Raw genomic sequence first — 1,003 nt, 5'->3', positions numbered from 1 at the left:
TTCCTTATGAAAATACATGCCATCGTTGTTTGTACCAGTAAAATTCCTATTACCAGTAAAATAATCGAACGACGCTCACCCGTTTTAGGCAATGCTCCTGTATTTTCAGCTGAGCTATTTGTAGTTGTTCCCGACTCATTGGGGATTTTACTACCAGTCTCATCGGAAGGCTCTTCACTAGTAGAATCAGAGTCCGAATGACTGCCCTGATCTTCCACAAACTGAATGCCGGCCTCTACCGAGACCGTATTGCTTTCCGCATAACCGGTCACTGTCGTTACACCTAAGAATAGCGACAGTAGACTCAGAATAAACAACGTCCTCATTCTTTTCATCTTATCGTCTCCTATTCTTTAAGGTGCACTTCTTAGTTCAAAGGTCACATCTGCTTGATACGTTTCATCCGTTTTTAATTGATTACGATCATGCACTACTGCTTGTAGACCTTTTCCTTCCGCCCATTTGATTTGTTGTTCATGATGCTCTTTTGGCGTTTCTCCAGAAACTTCATGTTGATTGATCAACGTTTCTGTTTCACTTAATTCATGCTTGGTATTCGTTTCATCGACATAGGTGATACCTAAGGTTTCTAACCCGATTTCTTGATTAGATGAATCTTTAAACGGCGCAACTGTCGCGACTAGATCCCAATCTTGACGGGCTACATCAGAATCCGTAACTGATTTGGCTTTCGTTCCTCTAAAATCAGTGATGCCGATTTCCCAATCTTTGTCTTCTCTTGCAATCAGTTGTTCATTGAGATCCGTTGATAATTTTGTGGCATTAAATCGTAATTCTTGTGGGACATCTTTGAAACTTAATCCCCCATTCTCTATCACACGGTTGGTGGTAGTTGAGCGGCTGTCTGGTAAGAACATATCGCCATTGATCAGTTCCAGATTGGCATCATAATCCAGTTCATATCGGAAGGTTGGCGCTGTGGAGACCGTTGTATTGTTCCATGGCGTTCCTTTCCACGTGATTTTGTACTGATTGCCATAGG

At 42.0% G+C, this 1,003-nt stretch carries 2 protein-coding genes; both read right to left on the bottom strand.

Annotated elements, in window-relative coordinates; genetic code table 11:
• A partial coding sequence (locus G7Y42_RS14865) for an LPXTG cell wall anchor domain-containing protein (protein WP_165038327.1) occupies nucleotides 1-335 on the bottom strand: 335 nt, incomplete at its 3' end.
• A gap of 18 nt (nucleotides 336-353) precedes the next feature.
• The coding region (locus tag G7Y42_RS14860; RefSeq protein ID WP_165038325.1) for a hypothetical protein at nucleotides 354-1,003 on the bottom strand (650 nt) is incomplete at its 5' end.

This window comes from Enterococcus sp. ZJ1622, from assembly GCF_011038845.1.
Classification (GTDB): Bacteria; Bacillota; Bacilli; order Lactobacillales; family Enterococcaceae; genus Enterococcus_B.
Note: the sequence above shows the minus strand (reverse complement) of the source record. Positions and strands in the feature narration are given on the sequence as shown.